Source organism: Roseobacter sp. HKCCA0434 (genome assembly GCF_032464675.1).
GTDB lineage: Bacteria > Pseudomonadota > Alphaproteobacteria > Rhodobacterales > Rhodobacteraceae > Pontivivens.
This window is the reverse complement of the sequence record NZ_JAWDKL010000001.1, coordinates 238,920-257,631: the sequence shown is the minus strand read 5'-3', so window position 1 is coordinate 257,631 and position 18,712 is coordinate 238,920. Positions and strand designations below refer to the sequence as shown.

The 18,712-nt window shown below is 68.4% G+C and carries 17 protein-coding genes; 9 read left to right on the top strand and 8 right to left on the bottom strand.

The annotated features are described in order from the left end of the window. The first annotated feature begins 60 nt into the window (after positions 1 to 60). From RX333_RS01305 to RX333_RS01295, 3 genes are read left to right on the top strand one after another with little or no spacing between them, the layout of a single operon-like run. On the top strand, positions 61 to 1,914 hold the full coding sequence (locus tag RX333_RS01305; protein WP_316013099.1) for an ABC-F family ATP-binding cassette domain-containing protein: 1,854 nt from the start codon (positions 61 to 63) through the stop codon (positions 1,912 to 1,914). Then, a complete protein-coding gene (locus tag RX333_RS01300; protein ID WP_316013098.1) occupies positions 1,911 to 2,528 on the top strand; it encodes a MarC family protein in 618 nt (205 codons plus the stop codon). Before RX333_RS01305 ends, RX333_RS01300 begins: the two co-directional genes overlap by 4 nt. Continuing rightward, positions 2,525 to 3,106 carry a TIGR02281 family clan AA aspartic protease gene (locus tag RX333_RS01295; RefSeq protein WP_316013097.1) on the top strand — a complete coding sequence of 194 codons (582 nt, stop codon included), beginning with the start codon at positions 2,525 to 2,527 and terminating at the stop codon, positions 3,104 to 3,106. Before RX333_RS01300 ends, RX333_RS01295 begins: the two co-directional genes overlap by 4 nt. A gap of 244 nt (positions 3,107 to 3,350) precedes the next feature. Here the strand turns inward: RX333_RS01295 and RX333_RS01290 are convergent, their stop codons facing one another. Both RX333_RS01290 and RX333_RS01285 read right to left on the bottom strand, forming a co-directional pair. After that, positions 3,351 to 3,812: a DNA polymerase III subunit chi gene (locus RX333_RS01290; protein ID WP_316013096.1), complete on the bottom strand. Its 462-nt coding sequence runs from the start codon at positions 3,810 to 3,812 to the stop codon at positions 3,351 to 3,353. Continuing rightward, positions 3,812 to 5,302: a leucyl aminopeptidase gene (locus RX333_RS01285; RefSeq protein ID WP_316013095.1), complete on the bottom strand. Its 1,491-nt coding sequence runs from the start codon at positions 5,300 to 5,302 to the stop codon at positions 3,812 to 3,814. Before RX333_RS01285 ends, RX333_RS01290 begins: the two co-directional genes overlap by 1 nt. Positions 5,303 to 5,442: 140 nt before the next feature. Between RX333_RS01285 and lptF the strand changes: the two genes are divergently transcribed. The 6 genes from lptF to rsmA are packed head-to-tail and all read left to right on the top strand — an operon-like array spanning position 5,443 to position 12,772. Beyond that, positions 5,443 to 6,555, top strand: a complete 1,113-nt coding sequence (lptF, locus tag RX333_RS01280; RefSeq protein ID WP_316013094.1) for an LPS export ABC transporter permease LptF — start codon at positions 5,443 to 5,445, stop codon at positions 6,553 to 6,555. Then, the gene (lptG, locus tag RX333_RS01275; RefSeq protein ID WP_316013093.1) at positions 6,552 to 7,646 is read left to right on the top strand and encodes an LPS export ABC transporter permease LptG; all 1,095 of its coding nucleotides are present in this window, start codon (positions 6,552 to 6,554) and stop codon (positions 7,644 to 7,646) included. The genes lptF and lptG overlap by 4 nt, the downstream gene beginning before the upstream one ends. Then, a complete protein-coding gene (locus RX333_RS01270) occupies positions 7,639 to 9,762 on the top strand; it encodes an LPS-assembly protein LptD (RefSeq protein WP_316013092.1) in 2,124 nt (707 codons plus the stop codon). The genes lptG and RX333_RS01270 overlap by 8 nt, the downstream gene beginning before the upstream one ends. 12 nt (positions 9,763 to 9,774) lie before the next feature. Next, the gene (locus RX333_RS01265) at positions 9,775 to 10,977 is read left to right on the top strand and encodes a peptidylprolyl isomerase (RefSeq protein WP_316013091.1); all 1,203 of its coding nucleotides are present in this window, start codon (positions 9,775 to 9,777) and stop codon (positions 10,975 to 10,977) included. After that, positions 10,974 to 11,927: a 4-hydroxythreonine-4-phosphate dehydrogenase PdxA gene (pdxA, locus tag RX333_RS01260; protein ID WP_316013090.1), complete on the top strand. Its 954-nt coding sequence runs from the start codon at positions 10,974 to 10,976 to the stop codon at positions 11,925 to 11,927. The genes RX333_RS01265 and pdxA overlap by 4 nt, the downstream gene beginning before the upstream one ends. Further along, positions 11,924 to 12,772 (top strand): 16S rRNA (adenine(1518)-N(6)/adenine(1519)-N(6))-dimethyltransferase RsmA, encoded by an 849-nt coding sequence (rsmA, locus tag RX333_RS01255; RefSeq protein WP_316013089.1) that lies wholly within the window; start codon positions 11,924 to 11,926, stop codon positions 12,770 to 12,772. The genes pdxA and rsmA overlap by 4 nt, the downstream gene beginning before the upstream one ends. Before the next feature lie 172 nt (positions 12,773 to 12,944). On the opposite strand, the gene RX333_RS01250 is transcribed toward rsmA, so the two are convergent. The 6 genes from RX333_RS01250 to RX333_RS01225 all read right to left on the bottom strand — a co-directional run bounded on the left by RX333_RS01250 (position 12,945) and on the right by RX333_RS01225 (position 18,553). Continuing rightward, on the bottom strand, positions 12,945 to 13,481 hold the full coding sequence (locus RX333_RS01250) for a DUF4167 domain-containing protein (protein WP_316013088.1): 537 nt from the start codon (positions 13,479 to 13,481) through the stop codon (positions 12,945 to 12,947). A 208-nt stretch (positions 13,482 to 13,689) separates the two neighbouring features. Then, on the bottom strand, positions 13,690 to 14,511 hold the full coding sequence (prmC, locus tag RX333_RS01245) for a peptide chain release factor N(5)-glutamine methyltransferase (RefSeq protein WP_316013087.1): 822 nt from the start codon (positions 14,509 to 14,511) through the stop codon (positions 13,690 to 13,692). Beyond that, a complete protein-coding gene (gene prfA / locus RX333_RS01240; RefSeq protein WP_316013086.1) occupies positions 14,504 to 15,565 on the bottom strand; it encodes a peptide chain release factor 1 in 1,062 nt (353 codons plus the stop codon). The genes prmC and prfA overlap by 8 nt, the downstream gene beginning before the upstream one ends. A 4-nt stretch (positions 15,566 to 15,569) precedes the next feature. After that, complete coding sequence (locus RX333_RS01235; protein ID WP_316013085.1) at positions 15,570 to 16,118, bottom strand: DUF1499 domain-containing protein; 549 nt, start codon at positions 16,116 to 16,118, stop codon at positions 15,570 to 15,572. Then, the gene (gene ispG, locus RX333_RS01230; protein ID WP_316013084.1) at positions 16,115 to 17,245 is read right to left on the bottom strand and encodes a flavodoxin-dependent (E)-4-hydroxy-3-methylbut-2-enyl-diphosphate synthase; all 1,131 of its coding nucleotides are present in this window, start codon (positions 17,243 to 17,245) and stop codon (positions 16,115 to 16,117) included. The genes RX333_RS01235 and ispG overlap by 4 nt, the downstream gene beginning before the upstream one ends. Positions 17,246 to 17,332: 87 nt before the next feature. After that, on the bottom strand, positions 17,333 to 18,553 hold the full coding sequence (locus RX333_RS01225; protein WP_316013083.1) for a helix-turn-helix domain-containing protein: 1,221 nt from the start codon (positions 18,551 to 18,553) through the stop codon (positions 17,333 to 17,335). Positions 18,554 to 18,712 lie beyond the last annotated feature (159 nt).

Sequence of the window (18,712 nt, the reverse complement as noted above, 5' to 3'; positions counted from 1 at the left end):
AAAGACCCGGCGTGCGGGCGCGCGATTGACACCCGGCGGGGCTTGGTCCATCGCTCGCCCATGCTGACGATCAAAGACATCACCTTCACGCTGGAAGGCCGCCGACTGTTCGACGGGGCCTCCGCCACGATTCCCGCCGGGCACAAGGTCGGCGTGGTCGGGCGCAACGGCACCGGCAAGACCACGCTGTTCCGGCTGATCCGCGGGGAGTGGGCGCTCGACGGTGGGGAGATCGAGGTGCCGCGCCAGGCGCGCATCGGCGGCGTGGCGCAGGAGGCCCCGGCGAGCGATGTGAGCCTGATCGACACGGTGCTGGCCGCCGATACCGAGCGTGCGGGCCTGCTGGCGGAGGCGGAGACCGCCACCGACGGCACGCGGATCGCGGAGATCCACACCCGGCTCGCCGATATCGAGGCCCATTCGGCGGAGGCGCGCGCGGCGTCGATCCTGATGGGCCTGGGCTTTGACACCGAGGCGCAGGCGCGGGCCTGCGCCGATTTCTCGGGCGGATGGCGGATGCGGGTGGCGCTTGCGGCGGTGCTGTTCAGCCAGCCCGACGTGCTGCTGCTCGACGAACCGACGAACTATCTGGACCTCGAAGGCACTGTCTGGCTGGAGACGTTCCTGCAACGCTATCCGCATACGGCGCTGGTGATCTCGCACGACCGGGGGCTCCTCAACCGTTCAGTCGGGGGGATCCTGCATCTCGATGCGCAGAAGCTGACCTACTATCAGGGCAATTACGACCAGTTCGACGCGATGCGTCGGGCGAAGCTGGAGCAGCAGGTCGCCGCCAAGAAGAAGCAGGACGCGCAGCGCGCGCATCTGCAAAGCTTCGTGGACCGGTTCAAGGCCAAGGCGTCGAAGGCCAAGCAGGCGCAGTCCCGCGTGAAGATGCTGGAGCGGATGCAGCCCATCGCGGGCGTGGTGGAGACGAGCGTGGCAGCGTTCTCCTTCCCCTCGCCCGAGGAGCTGTCGCCGCCCATCGTCAATCTGCGCGACGCGAGCGTCGGCTATGGTGGGCCGCCGGTGCTGCGCAAGCTCGACCTGCGGATAGATCAGGACGACCGGATCGCGCTGCTCGGCGCCAACGGTCAGGGCAAGTCGACCCTGTCCAAGCTGATCTCGGGCCGGTTGCGGGCCAGCGACGGGACGGTGGTGACGGCGAACAAGCTGAGGATCGGCTATTTCGCGCAGCACCAGCTCGACGAGTTGATGGCGGGGGAGACCCCGCTCGACCATGTGCGGCGCCTCAGGCCCGAGGAGGCCCCGGCCAAGCTGCGTGCGCGGCTGGCGGCGGGCGGCATCGGGGTGGAGATCGCGGATGTGGAGGTGCGCCGCCTGTCGGGCGGGCAGAAGGCGCGGCTGGCCATGCTGCTCTGCACGATCGACGCGCCGCATCTGCTGATCCTCGACGAGCCGACCAACCATCTCGATATCGAGAGCCGCGAGGCGCTGGTGCTGGCGCTGACCGAATACGAGGGCGCTGTGATCCTCGTCAGCCACGACCCGCATCTGGTGGAGGCGGTGGCCGACCGGCTGTGGCTGGTCAAGGACGGCGCGGTCGTGCCCTTCGAGGACGACATGGAGGCCTATCGTCGCCTGCTGCTGGCCGAGCGCGGCGGCAAGCCGAAGCCCGAGAAGAAGGCGGAGGCACCGAAACCGAAGCCCGCTCCGCGCAGCCGTACCGCGCCGTTGAAGGCGGAGCTGGCCAAGGCCGAGGCCCGCATAGCCAAGCTGGAGGAGATGCGCGAGAAGGTCGATAGCGGCCTTGCCGATCCACGCCTCTACGAGCGCGGCGATACCGAGCGTCAGGCCATGCTGCAAAAGAAGCGGGCCGAGATCATGGACGGGCTGGAGCGCGCGGAGGCGATCTGGCTCGACATCTCCTCGAAGCTGGAGGCGGCGGGATGATCGAGATCGCGCTGACCGCCTTCGTCACGCTGTTCGTGATCATCGACCCGATTGGGCTGACGCCGATCTTCGTGGCACTGACGCCGGGGGCGAGTCGCGCGCAGCGGCGGCGCATCGCGGTGCGCGCGGTGGCGATCGCCTTCGTGATCCTGCTGTCCTTCGCGCTGGCGGGCGAGGCGCTGCTGGACGCGGTCGGTATCGGCATGCCGGCCTTTCGGATCTCGGGCGGGGTGCTGCTGTTCCTGATCGCGGTGGAGATGCTGTTCGAGAAGCGCAACCCGCGCCGCTCGAACCAGGCGGATGACCCGGAGCCGGAGCGCGACCCGTCGGTCTTTCCGCTCGCCCTGCCCTTGCTGGCCGGGCCGGGGGCGATGGCCACGATGGTCCTGCTGGTCGGTCAGGCCGATGACCTCGCGACGCAAGCTGTGCTGGTCGCGGTGATGGCGCTGGTGCTGGGGATCGCGCTGGGTCTGTTCCTGATCGCGGGGCTGATGGAGCGGCTGATCGGCCAGGTCGGCGTCAACGTGATCACCCGGATCCTCGGCGTGCTGCTGGCCGCACTCGCCACGCAGTTCATCCTCGACGGCTTGCGCGCGGCGGGGGTCGTGGGATGAGCGGCGATCAGATCGCGCAGGCGGCTTACTATGGCATCATCGTCGTGGCATTGGGCGGTGCGGTTCTGGCAGGCTATTCGGGGCGGGCGGGCACGGCGCTCAAGCACATGGCGGTCTGGGGCGGGCTGTTCGGGGCGCTGATCCTCGGCTACCAGAACAAGCATCTGCTGGAGGGCACGCTGCTGCCCGCGACGCAGGAACAGCGCGGGGACGGGTCGGTCGTGCTGATGCGCACGGCGGACGGGCATTTCGCGGCACGGGCGCAGATCAACGGTGTCACTGTTCCCTTCGTCGTGGATACGGGTGCGAGCCTGATCGTGCTGACGCAGGCAGATGCGCGGCGGGTCGGGATCGATCCGAACACCCTGCGCTATACGGGCGAGGCGCGCACGGCGAACGGGGTGGTCGGCATGGCGCCGGTCATGCTGGAGAGCTTCACCCTCGAAGGGATCGAGGATCGCAACGTCTCGGCCGTGGTGAACGAGGGCCAGATGGACGAGTCGCTGCTGGGGCTCGCCTATCTCGACCGGTTCGCGCGGATCGTGATCGAGGGCGACCGGCTGGTGCTGGAGCGGTAGGGGCGCGACGGAGCGCGTCGGCGGGCCGCGGTGCGGCGTTCAACCCGATGAGCATGGCACTTTATGTCGGCCAAGTCCGTAAGACCTCGCCGTATCGCCTTTACATCGACCAAATCGCCGTGCCGGGGGGCGAGTCACGCCGCAGGCGTGCCGCTGGCACGACCGATGCGCGGCGCCTTCGGCTTGATTCCGCGCGGGCGCACGGGATCGAGAGCGGCCCCGGCTCGGGGGCTGGGGCTTGGCCTCAAGAACCCGAGCGGGCCTTCTCGACCCAGCGGCCTTCTTCTTCGGCCCAGAACACGGCGGTGTGGCCGGTTTCGCTCACACGCTTCCAGTCCTCGCGCGCGATGCGGGTCGCCTCGTCGTCATTGCCGTCGAAGATCAGGGCGACGCGCTCGAACCCGTCCAATTCGCCGGTCTCCACGCGCGCGCCGTCGCACAGGATCAGCGTGGTCGCACCGTTCGGCACCTCCGCCTTCGTGGTCAGCAGCACCGGCTGCTCGGCATCGTGCGGCCCGCCCGCCTGCCCGTGCGGCAGGAAGGCGTCGTCGCGAAAGCTCCACAGATGTGCGTCGAGTATGTCGAGCCGCGCGGCCCCCGTCCCGCGCACGGCCATGCGAGCGCCGCGCGCGAGCGTGCGTTCGGCGAAGGTCGTGACCGTCGCCTCCAGCGTCGAGGAGCCGAGCCTGTAGAACAGGACCTCCATCAGCCCTCGTCGGCGTCGCCCGCGACCTCGTACTCGTCGCGGATCAGCCGGTCGAGCGTGCGCACACCCCAGCCGGTGGCCCCTGCGGGCGCGAAATCGGTGGCCGACTTGGTGGAGGCGGTGCCCGCGATGTCGAGATGGATCCAGGGCGTTCCGTCCTTGACGAAGCGTTGCAGGAACTGCGCGGCGGTGATCGAGCCGCCGTCGCGCCCGCCCACGTTCTTCATGTCGGCGACGCGGCTTTTCAGCTTCTTGTCGTAGGCGGGACCCATCGGCAGCTGCCAGGCGCCCTCCCCTTCGTCGCGGGCGGCCTTCAGCAGGCGGCTGGCGAAATCGTCGTCGTTGGAGAAGACCCCCGCGTGCTCGTGCCCGAGGGCGATGATGATCGCGCCGGTCAGGGTGGCGAGGTCGATGATGGCGGAAGGCGCGAAGCGGTCCTGCGCGTACCAGAGCACATCGGCCAGCACGAGACGACCTTCCGCATCGGTGTTGATGACCTCGACCGTGTCGCCCTTCATGGACTTGACCACGTCGCCGGGGCGCTGCGCGTTGCCGCCGGGCATGTTCTCGACGAGACCGACGAGGCCCACGACGTTGGCCTTCGCGCCGCGCAGGGCGATCGCGCGCATGACGCCCGCGACGGTGCCCGCGCCGCCCATGTCCATCGTCATGTCCTCCATGCCGCCGGCGGGCTTGAGGCTGATGCCGCCGGTGTCGAAGGTCACGCCCTTGCCGACCAGCGCGAGCGGGGCCTCGTCACCGCCGCCGTTCCAGCGCATGACGACGACCTTGGACGGCATGTCGGAGGCCATGCCCACGGCGAGCAGCGTGCGCATCCCGAGCTTTTCGAGCTCGTCCTCCTCCAGGATCTCGACCTCCAGCCCCAACTCGCCCATCGCGGCAAGGCGCGCGGCGAAATCCTCGGTGCCCAGCACGTTGGACGGCTCGTTGATCAGGTCGCGTGTGAAGAACACGCCCTCGACCACGGCGGCCATGTCGGCGGTCTCCGCCGCCAGCGCCTCGGGCTTGGCGACCATGAAAGTCGCCTTGCCCGCGGGCGCCTCGTCGTCCTTCTTCTTGTGCGCGTCGAAGGTGTAGGCGCGCAGGGCGAGGCCGTAGCTCACGTCGCCGGCCTTGGCGAAGGAGGCGGCGAGGACGTGCAGCGCCCCGGTGCCCATCGCGCCCGCGAGCGTGGCACCTGCCTTGCGGGCCAGTGCGGGCGTCGCACGCCGGTCGAGCTTCACGACCAGCAGGGCGTCCGCCTCCATGCCGCCGGGCATGGCGATCTCGACCAGCTTGCCCTCCTCCAGCTTCTCCCACCGGGGGCTTTGCGACAGGCGCTCGATCGTGCCGCGGGTCAGGCGGTTGGCGCGGCGGGCGAGCTTGTCCATCTTGCCGTCGGGCGGCAGCAGGACGGCGACGCGACCTTCCATCGCGGCGATGGCCTCGATGTCCATGTCGATGAAGCGGATGTCGAGCGGTGCGGTCATGGATGGGTCCTTTCCCGGTCGGGTCGCGACAGGGGTAGACCGTGCGCGCCCCCGTTGGCAAGGACGCGCGCTTGACCGGGCCGGGGTGCCCGCCTAGCAAGGGGGTCATCCGATGCCCGACCCGAGGACCGCCCCGCCCGATGCGCCAGATCGACAGATATGTGCTGGGTCAGCTGCTGGGGCCGCTCGGCTTCTTCGCTCTGATCTTCACGGGCGTCTTCTGGCTGACGCAGTCGCTGCGCATCGTCGATACGGTGGTCAACAACAACCAGTCCGCGGCGGTGTTCCTGGAGCTCTCCGCGCTGCTGCTGCCCAATGTGATGAGCATCGTCCTGCCGATCTCGGCCCTGGCGGCGACGCTGTTCGCGATCAACCGGCTCTACTCGGAATCGGAACTGACGGTGATGATCGCGGCGGGTCAGAGCCCGGCGGCGATGGCACGGCCCGCCCTCTACCTCGGACTGGTCGCCACCGTGCTGACGGCGGCGCTGACGCTCTACCTCGCCCCGCGGGCGGAGAGCGAGCTGCGCGAGCGGCGCGAGGCGCTGAAGGCGGAGCTGGCCAACTCGCTGCTGCGCGAGGGGCAGTTCAACCATCCGGTCAGCGGCGTGACCGTCTATCTGCGGCAGGCGAATTCCGAAGGACGGATGCTCGACATCTTCATCCACGATGCGCGCGAGCCGGGGCAGTCGATCACCTACACGGCCAGCCAGGCGCAGCTGACGCGCGGCGACGGGCGGTTGCAGCTGGTGCTGTTCGACGGTGCCGCGCAGCAATTCGCCGATGCCGGGCGGCAGCTGAGCGTGCTCGACTTCGACCGCTTCGCCTACGATCTGGGTCCGACCACGCAGGAGACGGTGATGCGGAGGCCGCGCGCTTCCGATTTCGGCATCGCGACATTGCTCGATCCGCCCTACAAGATCTGGAACGGGAATACCGCCTTTCGCGACGAGCTGTTCGTGACCGCGCATGAGCGCATGTCCGAGCCGCTCTATGCGCTCGCCTTTCCGATGCTGGGGATCGCCGCCGTTCTGGGCGGGCCTTTCCGGCGGGGTGGATCGTCGCGCCGGATCGTGGTCGCCGTCGCCCTCGCGATCGGCGCCCGGTCTGCCGGGATCGCAGCCGTCTCCGCCGCGGAGCGGACGCCCGAGATATGGCCGCTGCTCTACGTCATTCCCCTCGCGCTGCTGGCGGGCAGCTTCGCCTACCTGTCCCGCCCGCGCGGGCGCCGGAAACGGGAGGCAGCGGCGTGACGCTCGGTCTCTACATCCTGCGCAGGCATCTTCGGGGTCTCGCCATCGCGCTGGTGGCGGCACTGGCGCTGGTGCTGATCGGGCATCTGGTCGAGCTGACGGGGAACGAGCCCGCGGATCCGACGCAAGGTGCGCCGGTGGTGACCATGGCGCTGCTCTTCGCGCCGTCGATCCTGAGCGAGACCTTCCCCTTCATCGTGCTCTTGGGCTCGCTCGCTGCCTTTCTGGGGCTCGCCCGGACCTCGGAGATGGTCGTCCTGCGCGCAGCGGGGCTGTCGGTCTGGCGGATCCTGCGCGTGCCGCTGGTGGCGGCCGCCGTTCTGGGCTGTGTCGCCTTCGGCATCTGGAATCCGATCGCGGCCTCGGCGCTGAGCCGCTACGAGGTCTTGGACGCGCGCTTCTTCGACGGGGAGGAAAGCCTGCTGAGCATCTCGGCCGAGGGTCTGTGGCTGCGTCAGTCCGGCACCGAGGGCCAGACCGTCATCAACGCGACGCGCGCGGCACCGGACGGGCGGGAGCTGATCGGTGTCCAGGTGTTCGAGTTCGACCGCGAGGATCGGCTCGCGCGGCGCCTGTCGGCCCGCCGGGCGGTCCTGACCGACGGCGCATGGCAGGTCGAGGACGCGCGGATCTGGCGCTTCGACAGCGACCTGTCGATGCTGCGCGGCGAGGAGGCGGCGCAGGTCTCGATCCAGACGGACCTGACGTCGAACCAGATACTGGAAAGCTTCGCCGATCCCGAGGAGCTGAGCTTCTGGGACCTGCCGCGCTTCATCGCGACGCTGGAGGCATCCGGCTTCTCCTCCGTGCGACACCGCCTCTACCAGCAGACGGAACTGGCCCGGCCGCTGATGTTCGCAGCGATGGTGCTGATCGCGGCGGGATTTTCGTTGCGGCATGTCCGGTTCGGCTCTGTCGGGGTTCAGGTTTTGCTTTGCGTCATCGCCGGTTTTGCGATCTTCTTCCTGTCGGATTTCACGCAGGCATTGGGGGCGGCGGGAACGATTCCCGTCGTTCTGGCCGCCTGGGTGCCGCCCCTCGCCGCGCTGATGTTCGCGGCCAGTCTACTATTGCATCTCGAGGATGGATAACCTGCCCCGCTTCCTTCGCATGTTCGCATTGGCCGTCTTCGTGGCGCTGCCGGTCCTCGCCCAAGCCCCCGCCCTGCCCGAGCGCGTGGCGCTGGTCGCCGACCGGGTGAGCGTCGACGCCGAGACCGGCGCGCTGATCGCCGAGGGCAACGTCACGATCATCCGCGGCGACACGGTCGTGCAGACGGATCGGCTGATCTACGACGATCGCAGCGGCACGGTCACCGTGCCGGGCGAGCTGACCTTGCAGCAGGCGGACGGCGCGGTGCTCTATGCCGATTACGCAGCCCTCGACCCGGACTTGCGCACGGGGGTGATCGAGGGCGCGCGGGCGCTGATCGACAACCAGCTCCAGGTCGCCGCATCGGCCGCGCGCCAGCTCGACGGTCGGTTCACAGTGCTCGACCGGGTGGTCGCGTCGAGCTGCGTGATCTGCGAGGACAACCCCGTCCCGATCTGGAAGATCCGCGCCGAGCGGGTGATCCGCGATGCGGAAGAGTTGCAGTTCCATTACGAGAATGCCGTCTTCGAGATGTTCGGCGTGCCGGTGCTCTACCTGCCCTATTTCCGCCATCCCGACCCGTCGGTCGCGCGGGCGAGCGGCTTTCTCAACCCCGAATTCAGCGCGGCCAGCACCTACGGGTTCGGGCTAAAGCTGCCCTATTACCATGTCATCGACGACAGCCGCGACGTGACGCTGACGCCCTTCGTCACGTCGGACGAGGGCGTTCTGGTCGAGGGCGAGTACCGGCAGGCCCTGGACCGCGGCTATCTCGAACTCGACGGCGTGGTGAAGCTGAACGAGGATGACGGCGATGCGTTTCGCGGCTTCCTGTCCGCCTTCGGCAATTACGCGCTCGGCGACCGCATCGTCGCGCGGCTCGACGCGACGGTCCTTTCGGATGATGCGTTCCTGACCGAATACAGCTACTCGAACCAGGACGTCGTTACCTCGTCCCTCTCGCTCGAACGGTTCGTGCCCGACTCGTTCTGGACGGTCGAGACCGCCTATTTCGACACGTTGCGCGAGAACGAGGATCAGGACACCGTCCCCTTCGTCCTGCCGCAGGCCGAGTATCGCCGGGCCTTCGACCTCGGCACCATGCGCGGCGAGGTGAATGCGGACCTGCTATCCTTCTCGCGCGAGATCGGTCGCGACGTCATGCGGGCCAGCGTCGGTGGTGGGCTGGACCGGACCGTCGTCACCGCTCCGGGCTTGGTCCTGCGAGGCTTCACCGATGTTGCGGGCGACCTCTATGCCGTCGCCGACGATCCGGTGGATGGCGACTTCAACGAGGCGCGCGCCCGTGGCCAGATCGGGCTGGAGATGCGGATGCCGTTCATCGCGCGCGGCGCGCGGCTGACGCAGATCGTCGAGCCGATCGTCCAGCTGGTCCTCGCCGAGGAGACCGGCGACCCCACGGATGTCCCGAACGAGGACAGCCTTCTGCTGGAATTCGACGAGACCAGCCTGTTCTCGACGAACCGCTTTCCCGGCCTCGACCGTTTCGAGACCGGGGCCTACGCCAATGTCGGGCTGCGGTACGAAAGCATCACCCCATCGGGCCGGAACATTACGGGCACGGTCGGACGGGTCTATCGCGACGATGCGCTGGGGAGTTTCCCGGCCGGGTCGGGCCTCGCCGGTGTCTCGTCCGATTTCCTGGTCGCCTTCGGCTACGAGGCAACGGAGAGGTTGTCGCTGTCGGGCAGCTTCCTGACGGACAGCAATCTCGATTTCTCCCGCTCGGAGTTCGGGTTCGTCTATACGGATGCGCGTCTCGATCTCGCCGCCGATTACGTCTACCTCGAAGCGGATGCAGTGACGCCGGTCGACCGGGCCGAGGTCCAATTCGACATGGGCTACAGGTTCGATCCGAACTGGGCGGGGTCGCTCAACTTCCGCCGCGACATGGAGAATGACGCCTTCCTGCGCGCAGGCGCGGGCGTGAGCTGGGGTAACGAATGCGCGGAATTCGAGTTTTCGGTCTCGCGTCGCTTCACCCGCTCCAATAACGTGGACCCATCGACCGAGTTCGGCCTGACCTTCCGTCTTGCCGGGATCGGTGTGCAGGGCTCCGCCGCCGAACGGCGCCGCCAGTCCTGCGGAATCTGAACGGAGACTGACGTGACCCGATTGATGCACGCCCTCGTTGCGATGATCCTCCTGGCCCTGCCGGTGCAGGCCCAGACCACCCCCTTCGCCCCGGCGATCGTGGTGAACGAGGATATGGTGACCTATTACGACCTGAACCAGCGACGGGCCTATTACGGCCTGCTGGGCATTCCCGACGCGCTGATCGAGGATCGTGTCGTCGAGGACCTGACAAACGAGGCGTTGATGCGCCAGGAAGCCCGTCGGCAGGGGATCACCATATCCCGCGAGGAGCTGCAGGAGGCGATCGCCAATTTCGCGGCACAGCGCAACCTGTCGCCCGACGAATTGGCGGCGGGTTTCGCCCGGTCGGGCATCGATTTCGGAACACTGACCAACCAGATCGCTGCGCAGCTGGGCTGGCGCGCGGCGATGCAGCGGCGGTTCCGCAGCCGCGCCATTCCCGACGAGAACGATCTGGAGGAGGCGCTGGTGCTCGACGCGACCGGCTCCACCCGCGAGGTGCTGCTGGCCGAGATCGCGATTCCCTTCGCAGAGCGGGGCGAGGCGCGCACGCGCGACCTGATCCTTCAACTGGCCAGCGACCTGCAGGCCGGCGGCGATTTCGCGGCCGCGGCGCGCCGCTACAGCCGGGCTGCAACCGCGTCGAGCGGGGGGGAGATCGGCTGGATTCCGGTCGACAACCTGCCGCCCCCGATGCGGGCCGAGGTCGACCTGATCGATGTCGGCGGCGTCAGCCGTCCGATCCCGATCACCCGCGGCGTGTCGCTCCTGAAGGTCGTGAGCGAACGGCAGGGACAGGCGACCGATAGCGGCGCCGTCACCCTCAGCTATGCGCGCGCCACCTTCCCGATCACAGGCGATGCGGAGGCCGCGCGCGCCCGCGCCGTCGAGGCGCGGCGTGGCATCAATACCTGTGGCGATATCGAGCGCGGAGGATTCGGCCCCAATTCCGGCCGCTTCGGCCCTGCCCCCCTGTCCGCGGTCGATCCGTCCCTGTTCTCGGCGCTCGCCACCGCGCAGGAGGGTCAGGTCTCGCAACCGGTGCGGACGGGCGACAGCTTCTCGATCATCGTGCTGTGCAGCCGCGACCTGTCGCTGGACGAGGAAACGCGCCGCCGGGTGCAGGACCAGATCTTCTCCGACCGGCTGGGCGCCTACGCGGACGGCTACATGCAGGAGCTGCGCCGAGACGCGGTGATCGAGATCCGATGACCCTCGCCCTGTCGCTGGGCGATCCCGCCGGGATCGGCCCGGAGCTTGCCGTCGCCGCCTGGCGGGCGGGGGCGGGTCCGTTCGTGGTGATCGGCAGCGCCGCGGTGCTCGAAGCAGCGGGTGCTCCGGTGGTCAGGGTCGCGCATGTGGACGCCTCGGCCTGGCCGGAACGGTTGCCGGTGATCGACATTCCCTTGCCGGCGCCGGTCGTCCCCGGCACGCCCGATCCCGCCAATGCCCCGGCGGTGATCGAGAGCATCGCGCGCGGGGCGGCGCTGGCGCAATCGGGCGAGGCCTCGGCGCTGGTGACGGCGCCGATCTCCAAGAAGGTGCTGAAGGATGGTGGAGGCTTCGCGCATCCGGGCCATACCGAGTTCCTCGCGCACCTGTCCGGCGCGCCGCGCCCGGTGATGATGCTGGCGGGGCCGGACCTGCGCGTCGTGCCGGTGACGATCCACATTCCGTTGGCCGATGTGCCGGAGGCGTTGACGCCGCAACTGCTCGACGAGACGATCCGTGTGACCGAAGCCGGTCTGCGACGCGATTTCGGGCTGGACCGGCCGCGCCTGGCCATCGCGGGGCTGAACCCGCACGCGGGCGAAGGTGGCGTGATGGGCCGGCAGGAGATCGAGGTGATCGCGCCGGTGCTGGCGCGGCTGCGGGCCGAGGGGTTCGATCTGACCGATCCCCTGCCCGCCGACACCATGTTCCACGCGGCGGCTCGCTCGCGATACGATGCCGCAATCTGCATGTATCACGATCAGGCGCTGATCCCGCTCAAGACTTTGAGCTTCGATGACGGGGTGAATGTGACGCTGGGATTGCCCTTCGTGCGGACCTCGCCCGATCACGGCACGGCCTTCGACATCGCGGGGCGCGGCATCGCGCGGCCCGACAGTCTGATCGCCGCAATCCGGCTGGCGCAGGAGATGGCGGAGCGGCGGGGATGAGCGTGATGGACCTGCCGCCGCTGCGCGAGGTGATCGCGACCCATGATCTGCGCGCGAAGAAGGCGTTCGGGCAGAACTTCCTGCTGGATCTCAACCTGACCGGCAAGATCGCACGACAGGCGGGCGACCTGACCGCCTGCGACGTGCTGGAGATCGGGCCGGGTCCGGGCGGGCTGACCCGCGCTCTGCTGGCCGAGGGGTCGCGCAAGGTCGTCGCGATCGAGCGCGATCCGCGCTGCCTGCCCGCATTGGCCGAGGTGGCGGAGGCGGCAAATGGGCGGTTGGTGGTGCTGGAGGGCGACGCGCTGGAGGTCGACCCGCTGCCCCATCTGACGGCGCCGATCCGCATCTGCGCCAACCTGCCCTACAATGTCGGGACCGAGCTGCTGCTGCGCTGGCTGAGCCCGCCCGACTGGCCCCCTTTCTGGCAGAGCCTGACGCTGATGTTCCAGAAGGAAGTGGCGGAGCGGATCGCGGCGAAACCGGGCTCGAAGGCCTACGGGCGGCTGTCGATCCTCGCGCAATGGCGCTGCGACGTGCGGATCGCGATGCATCTGCCGCCGCAGGCCTTCACCCCCGCACCCAAGGTTTCCTCCGCCGTGGTGCATCTCGACCGGCTGGCCGAGCCGCGTTACCCGGCGGATGCGCGGGTGCTGTCGGACGTGGTGGCGCGCGCGTTCAACCAGCGGCGCAAGATGCTGCGGGCGAGCCTGCGCGGGGTGGTGCCGGAGGTCGAGGCGGTGCTGGAGAGCGTCGCCATCCCCCCGACCGCGCGGGCCGAGGAGATCGATCTGGAGCGTTTCTGCGCCTTGGCGCGGGCCGTGGAGATCCAGCGGGGGCGGTGAGCCGCGTCGCGGCGATCCGTCAGTAGTTCAAGGCACTTTAAGGTGGCCAAGTCCGTGTGATTACTCGATGTCGCGCCTTCACGCACCAAATCGCCGTGCCGGGGGGCGGCACGGCGATGCGCGGCGGACTACGGCCTTGGCTGCGCGCAGTCGTGGATGACGAAAGTCGAGACTAGGCCGCCGAATCCTCGGAGGCTTGCTGCGCTTCGGCCGACTGATCGTCCTGCCCCTCGTCCGCATTGCGGCTGTTCTTGCGCGAGCGGGTGCGGCGCGGCTTCGGCGCCTCCTGCTGCTCGGGCGTCTCTACGAGGGTGCTGTCGCTTTCGGAGCGCGGCTCCTCGGGCTGCGCATCATTGGCCTGCTGCTGTTCGCGCGCGCGCTGCTCGGCCTTTTCCTGCTCCCGCGCGCGTTGCTGGGCCTGCTCGGCCTCGCGCTTGGCGTTCTGTTCGTCCTGCTGGCGCTGCGCCTCGGCCAGGATCCGCTTGTAGTGCTCGGAATGCTGCTGGAAGTTCTCCGCATTCACCCGATCGCCCGACAGATGCGCGTCGCGGGCCAGAGTCTCGTATTTCTCGACGATCTGGCTGGGCGTGCCGCGCACCTTGCCTTCGGGCCCCGCGCTGTCGAAGACGCGGTTGGTGACGTTGCCCATATTCTTGTTGTTGTTGTTGCGGTTCTTGTTGCGCGAACGGTTCTTGTTGGCTTGTCTCATTCGTGTCCGATTTCTGCCGCCGCGACTCATGGGTCGTTCTGCGGTCTTGCTGATGCCATGAAGCGGACCTGTCCGCCGCAAGGGGGCGCTTCCTGAAACGCCAAACGCTATCGAGCTTGTTCCGGTCATACGCGGGATACGCTCACCACGCCCGGAACGGTGTTTATTATCGGTCCTTTGCGCGGTTATTCAAGTGCAAAGGCGCCTCTCAACGCCGATCGAGGCCGATTTCGACGACTCGCGGACGACCGTCGAGGTCGCGATGGACCCGCGAGTGATAGGGGGAGAAGATCGCCGGGACCGAAACGCCCTGATCGTAGCCGATTTCCAGGAGCAGGCGCCCCCCCTCGGCGACGTGGCGGTCCCATCCCGCGGCAATGGCGCGATAGGCAGCGAGCCCGTCCCCGCCGGGGGTCAGGGCGAGATGCGGCTCCCATTCGCGAACCTCGGGTGACAGCGCCTCCATCGCCGCTTCGGTGATGTAGGGCGGGTTCGACACGATCAGGTCGAACCGTCCCGACAGCCCCGAGAACCAGTCGGCGCGAACCGTCTGGAACCGTCCCGGCGCGTGGCGCTCCAGATTGCGGCGCGCGACTGCCAAGGCCCGGTCCGACAGGTCCGTCGCGACCCCGGTCGCGTTCGGCCATTCGGCCAGCAGTGTCGCCAGGATCGCGCCGCTGCCGGTGCCGAGGTCGAGGACGCGCGCAGGCGCCGGTCCGTCGAGCGCGCAGGCGATCAAGGTCTCCGTCTCGGGTCGGGGGTCGAGCACGTCCGGGGTCACATCGAAACGGCGCCCCCAGAACTCCCGATATCCCAGAATGTGGCTGACAGGCTCCCGCCGTGCGCGACGGTCGATGTCGGCGTGGAAGGCGTCGGCGACGGGGGAGGCCTCGTCGGCCAGTCGGGCGGACAGCAAGCCATCGACACGGGCCTGCAACAGCCGCCTCGCATCGGTCCGGGGGTCCGGAACGCCCGCTTCTGCCAGCCGCGCCGCGCCGACACGCAGAAGGTCGGCCAGCGTCTCAGGCAAGATCGACCATCGCGGCCAGCCGCTCGGCCTCGTCCGCTGCCTGCAGCGCCTCGATCACCTCGTCCAGATCGCCCTGCATGACCTGGTCGAGCTTGTAGAGCGTCAGGTTGATCCGGTGATCGGTCAGGCGGCCTTGCGGGAAATTGTAGGTGCGGATGCGCTCGGACCGATCACCCGAGCCGACCTGCCCCTTGCGGTCGGCGGCGCGGGCCGCGTCCGCTTCGGAGCGTTGCAGATCGTAGAGCCGGGTGCGCAGGACCTGCATCGCCTTCGCGCGGTTGGCGTGCTGCGACTTCTCGGAGGAGGTCACGACAATGCCGGTCGGGAGGTGGGTGATGCGCACGGCGCTGTCTGTGGTGTTGACGTGCTGGCCCCCTGCCCCGCTGGCGCGCATCGTGTCGATGCGGATGTCCTCGGCACGGATCTCGACATCGACCTCCTGCGCCTCGGGCAGCACGGCGACGGTGGCGGCGGAGGTGTGGATGCGCCCGCCGCTCTCGGTCGCGGGCACGCGCTGGACGCGGTGCACGCCGCTTTCGAATTTCAGGCGGGCGAAGACGGACGGCCCGGTGATGTTCGCGACGACTTCCTTGAAACCGCCGAGCTCCGTCGGGGTCTCCTCCACGATCTCGACGCGCCAGCCCGCGCCTTCGGCGAAGCGCTGGTACATCCGCAGCAGATCGGCGGCGAAGAGCGCGGCCTCGTCCCCGCCGGTGCCCGCGCGGATCTCAAGGATCGCGGGGCGGGCATCGGCCTCGTCCTTTGGCAGCAGCGCCCGTTGCAAGGCGTGCTCCGCCTCCGGCAGGCGGGCCTCGATCGCGGCGATCTCTTCACGCGCCATCGCGCGCATTTCGGCATCGTCGAGCATGTCGCGCGCGGCATCGAGATCGGACCGCATGGCGCGATAGGCGCGCGCCTGCTCCACCACCGGGCGCAGCTCCGCATATTCGGTCGCAGCATCCGCCATCTCGGCGCCGCCGAGGCCGGAGGACATCTTCGCTTCGAGATAGTCGAAGCGTCCGAGGATCGCCTCGATCTTTTCGTCGGGGATCATGCGCTTACAGGTCGCCGTCCGCCTGGGGCCCGAGCGGGTCGGCCGGCGGCGCCTCGAAGGAGGAGAGCGGCTCCAACCAGTTGCGCACCCGCTGTTCGTTCACGCCCATGTCGGAATGGCCCATTCGGGATCGCGAGAAGATCGCGACGGTCGACTGGCCGCGGCCGAGGTCGATGAACTTCACCGAGATATAGTCGGAAAAGCGCATCACCTCGCTTTGCTGGACATAGGTCATCCAGCCGGTCTCGGGCTGGCCCGCGATCCGCTCGGTCCGCGGCTGGCGCCGCACGTAATCGTCGAAGGCCTGCGAGATCAGGGCCGGGTTCGCATCGTAGATCGGCGATTCCGCGTCGATCCGTTCGGTCGTCACCGGGTCGTAGCCCTCGATGACCGGTACCATGCGAAAGGAATTGGGCGTGGTCGGCGTGGGCGCGCTCAACGGGTCGGCATGCCAGACGGCGGGATCGTGGCCCACGTTGCGGATCATGTAGACGCCGAACAGGCCGCCCACGATCACGATGACCGCAATCCAGAAAATCACCTTGCCGATCACTCCGCTGCCTCCTGCGCCGCGGCGCGTTCCCGTTCGAGCTGTTCCGCCCGCTTCTCGACCAGCTCGACGATATGGTCGATCATCCCGTCATTGCCCTGCTTGTGGTCCTGCTTTCCGGCCATATAGACCATGCCCGCGCCGTTGCCGCCACCGGTGAAACCGACATCGGTCATCAGCGCCTCTCCCGGCCCGTTGACGACGCAACCGATGATGCTGAGGCTCATCGGCGTCTTCACATGCTCCAGCCGCTTTTCGAGTTCGGCCACCGTCGCGATCACGTCGAAGCCCTGCCGCGCGCAAGACGGGCAGGAGATGATGTTGACGCCGCGATGGCGCAGGTTGAGCGCCTTGAGGATCTCGAAGCCCGCCTTTACCTCCTCCACCGGATCGGCGGAGAGGCTGACGCGGATCGTGTCGCCGATCCCGGCCCAGAGAAGGTTGCCGAGCCCGATGGCCGACTTGATCGTGCCCGCGTAGTGGCTGCCCGCCTCGGTGATGCCCAGGTGCAGCGGCGCGTCGGTCGCGTCCGCGATCGCCATGTAGGCGGCGGAGGCGAGGAAGACGTCGGATGCCTTCACGCTGATCTTGTACTCGCGGAAGTCGTTATCCTCCAGCAGGCGGATATGGTGCAGGCCGCTTTCGACCATCGCCTCGGGGCACGGCTCGCCGTATTTCTCCAACAGGTGCTTTTCCAGGCTGCCCGCATTCACGCCGATGCGGATGGAACAGCCGTGATCCTTCGCCGCCTTCACCACCTCGCGCACCCGCTCGGCCGAGCCGATATTGCCGGGGTTGATGCGCAGGCAGGCCGCGCCCGCCTCCGCCGCCTCGATGGCGCGCTTGTAGTGGAAATGGATGTCCGCGACGATCGGCACCTGGCTTTCGGCCACGATCTCGCGCAGGGCGGCGGTGCTCGCCTCGTCGGGGCAGGAGACGCGGACGATGTCGGCCCCGGCCTCGGCGCAGGCCTGGACCTGCGCGATGGTCGCGGCGGCGTCATGGGTCAGCGTGTTGGTCATGGTCTGCACGCTGATCGGCGCGTCACCGCCCACGGCGACGGAGCCGACATGGATCTTCCGGCTGGCGCGGCGCTCGATATTGCGCCAGGGGCGGATGGGATTGTGCATCGGAACGGCCCGTTCGCTGTTGCGGTCACCCGCTACATAGGGGTTGGGCAGGCGACTGTCACCCGCGCCTGCCCGGTGGTCGTCGCGTCAAGGGTCGACCTGCGCCGTCCGTTCGACCGCCGGCTCGAACGCACCGTCGAGGGCCGCGCGCTGCTCGGCCGTCGGCTCGGCGGCCTGCCATTGCTCGGGAATGTCGGCGGGGTTCAGCGAGACGTTCTTGGCCACGCGGGGGCCATCGCCGAGCGGGCCGAAGATCGCGTCACCCACGCGCAGGAAGACCGAGCCGGAGTTGCCCGCGCGCAGTTCCGGCCCCTCGACGCCGAGCGGAACATCGTAGCTCTCGCCCGCGGCGAGGATCTTTTCGAACAGGGTCGCGCCATCGGCCTGGCTGACCCGGACCCAGGCAGCCTGGGTCGCGACGATCGAAACCGTGGGCGGCGGCGGCGGAAGCTCGACAGCCAGCAAGAGATCCACGGCCTCCATCGGCACCGGCTCGGGCTCCGCCGTGGCGAGGTCGAGCGCGGCGGGCGTCGCCTCCGCCGAGAGGCTGTCGTCGCGCATGTAGCTCGCGAAGCTGCTCATCTGTTCGGGGTCGATGCCCGCGATCGGACCGTCGCGCGGAGCGATGACCGGGACCAGCGGCTCGGGCCGGTAGAGGCGCTGCAACGCCTCGTCGCGCGCGGCGCGGGTCAGATCGACATCTGCGCTGGCCACCGCGGTGGTGTCGCCGGCGAGTGCGGGATCGGTGTCGGAGACGACGGGGGTCTGCGCGACGGGCGCAAGCTCGACGCGCTGCACCTCCTGCAGGACCATCCAGCCGCCATAACCGACGGCGCCGAGCAGGGCCGCCATGACGGCGAGCGAAACCGCGCCGCCCATCAGGCTGCCCAGATCGAAGCTGGGCCCGGTCGCCGCGACGCCGCCGCGGGCGCGCGACAACGGATCGTTCTTGTGGTCGATCTCGAGCGCGATAACACGCTTGCCACCCGCCCCCTTGGGTCGACCCGAGATGTCGGAATTCACACCGGCGAAACCGGTGGCGGCACAGAACGCGTCGTAGATTTCCTGCTGCGGCAGGTCGAGATAGCGCGCGTAGCTGCGTACATAGCCCGCTACGAAGCCGCGATTGGGGAACACTTCGAGGTCGCAATTCTCGATGGCGGCGATGTAGGAAGCCTTGATGCGGAGCTCGCGCTGCACGTCCAGCAGCGACTTGCCCTTGGTCGCACGCTCCCCCCGAAGCCTGTCCCCGAGCGTTACCTCGTAGCTGTCAAATCCCGATAGAGTGCCGTCCGTGTCCCACGCCACCTGTCATGTCCCATCTGCCTGACCCGCCTGGTGTGTCGCGGGTTTTTTTGATCGCGGCGCTTTTTTCACACCTTCCGATTGCAACAAAGCTACCAGACCACGTGGCGAAGCAGAACCGAATTTATCCACCGATCGCGGCCGATGGGTAAGAAATGGCGC

What these genes read in the sequence shown, in the direction of transcription:
- pdxA (WP_316013090.1), top strand. Translation starts at nt 10,974, where the DNA reads ATGACCCTCGCCCTGTCGCTGGGCGATCCCGCCGGGATCGGCCCGGAG.
- ispG (WP_316013084.1), bottom strand. Translation starts at nt 17,245, where the DNA reads ATGCACAATCCCATCCGCCCCTGGCGCAATATCGAGCGCCGCGCCAGC.
- RX333_RS01300 (WP_316013098.1), top strand. Translation starts at nt 1,911, where the DNA reads ATGATCGAGATCGCGCTGACCGCCTTCGTCACGCTGTTCGTGATCATC.
- RX333_RS01305 (WP_316013099.1), top strand. Translation starts at nt 61, where the DNA reads ATGCTGACGATCAAAGACATCACCTTCACGCTGGAAGGCCGCCGACTG.
- RX333_RS01295 (WP_316013097.1), top strand. Translation starts at nt 2,525, where the DNA reads ATGAGCGGCGATCAGATCGCGCAGGCGGCTTACTATGGCATCATCGTC.
- prfA (WP_316013086.1), bottom strand. Translation starts at nt 15,565, where the DNA reads ATGATCCCCGACGAAAAGATCGAGGCGATCCTCGGACGCTTCGACTAT.
- rsmA (WP_316013089.1), top strand. Translation starts at nt 11,924, where the DNA reads ATGAGCGTGATGGACCTGCCGCCGCTGCGCGAGGTGATCGCGACCCAT.
- RX333_RS01290 (WP_316013096.1), bottom strand. Translation starts at nt 3,812, where the DNA reads ATGGAGGTCCTGTTCTACAGGCTCGGCTCCTCGACGCTGGAGGCGACG.
- RX333_RS01285 (WP_316013095.1), bottom strand. Translation starts at nt 5,302, where the DNA reads ATGACCGCACCGCTCGACATCCGCTTCATCGACATGGACATCGAGGCC.
- RX333_RS01250 (WP_316013088.1), bottom strand. Translation starts at nt 13,481, where the DNA reads ATGAGACAAGCCAACAAGAACCGTTCGCGCAACAAGAACCGCAACAAC.
- RX333_RS01270 (WP_316013092.1), top strand. Translation starts at nt 7,639, where the DNA reads ATGGATAACCTGCCCCGCTTCCTTCGCATGTTCGCATTGGCCGTCTTC.
- lptF (WP_316013094.1), top strand. Translation starts at nt 5,443, where the DNA reads ATGCGCCAGATCGACAGATATGTGCTGGGTCAGCTGCTGGGGCCGCTC.